Origin of the sequence: Agromyces lapidis (assembly GCF_009749405.1) — a bacterium.
Taxonomy (GTDB): domain Bacteria; phylum Actinomycetota; class Actinomycetes; order Actinomycetales; family Microbacteriaceae; genus Agromyces; species Agromyces lapidis.
Map to the genome: position 1 here is coordinate 1 of NZ_WBIQ01000014.1, position 1,419 is coordinate 1,419.

Sequence of the window (1,419 nt, forward strand, 5' to 3'; positions counted from 1 at the left end):
CCGGTCAAGTCCCTGGTGGTGGTGTAGCGCGGTGTCCTTCGTTCTGATGGGTTAGGCGCTGAGTTCGAGGACGGTGTCGGTGCTTACCTCGTTTCGGGTGTCGGGGACGAGGGTGAGGCGGCTTCTGGCGAGGATGTCGAGCCCGAGGTAGCGGCGGCCTTCGGCCCATTCATCGGTCTGCTCGGCCAGGACGGCGCCGACGAGGCGGATGATCGCGTCGCGGTTGGGGAAGATCCCGACGCTGTCGGTGCGGCGGCGGATCTCACGGTTGAGGCGCTCGTTCGGGTTGTTGGACCATATCTGCGCCCAGAGCCCTTCGGGGAACCCGGTGAACGCGAGGATGTCGGCCCGTGCTGCGTCGAGGTGCTCGAACGCGTCAGGCAGTTTGCCGTCGACGTAGTCCAGGAGCCGGTCGAACTGGGCGTGCACCGCTTGGGCGTTGGGTTGGTCGTAGACCGAGTGCAGCATCGCTTTCACGGCCGGCCACATGCTCTTCGGCGTCGCGCTCATCAGGTTCGCTGCGTAGTGCGTTCTGCAGCGCTGCCAGGTTGCGCCGGGCAGGTTCGCCGCGATCGCCTCGACCAGCCCGGCATGCGCATCACTGGTCACGAGCCGGACACCGGACAGGCCGCGGGCGACGAGGTCGGCGAAGAACGTGTTCCACGCCGGGCCGGTCTCACTGGTCGCCACGCGCAGCCCGAGCACCTCACGTCGGCCGTCGGCGTTGACGCCGGTCGCGATCAACACCACGGCGTTGATCACCCGGCCGCCTTCGCGGACCTTCATCGTGAGCGCGTCGGCGGCGACGAACGTGAACGGCCCGCCTCATCGAGTGGGCGGTGCCGGAATTGGTCGACGTGCTCGTCGAGCTCGGCCGCCATCCGGGACACCTGCGACTTCGACAGGGAGTGGATGCCCAGTGTTTTGACAAGCTTGTCCATGCGCCGGGTGGACACGCCGGCGAGGTAGCAGTCCGCGACGACGGTGATCATCGCGGACTCGGCCCGTTTGCGTCGCTCGAGCAGCCACTCCGGGAAGTACGTGCCGCTGCGCAGCTTCGGGATGGCGACATCGACGGTGCCGACGCGGGTGTCCAGATCGCGGTGCCGGTACCCGTTGCGCTGAGTCGTACGGGTCGGGCTGGGTTTGCCCCACTCGGCGCCGACGACTGCGTCCGCGTCAGCTGAGAGGAGCGCGTTGATCATGGTTTGCAGCAGCTGCCGCATCAGATCCGGGGACGCGTCCGCGAGGGCATCGCCGAGCAGGCCGGCAGGGTCGACAATATGAGGAGCGGTCATCGTGATGACTCCATTCGAGTGAGAAGTAGAGAGCTTTCTCGAAGGATCACACAGTGACCGCGTTTACGTCGTGAGCGACGAGGCCGGCCACCGCGCGCTACACCACTATGAGGGACTCAGC

Annotated in this window: 1 pseudogene; it reads right to left on the bottom strand. The window is 66.7% G+C overall.

The window, feature by feature from the left end:
- Window positions 1–51 precede the first annotated feature (51 nt).
- Window positions 52–1,298 (bottom strand): annotated as a pseudogene (locus tag GQQ93_RS17805) (IS256 family transposase).
- Window positions 1,299–1,419 lie beyond the last annotated feature (121 nt).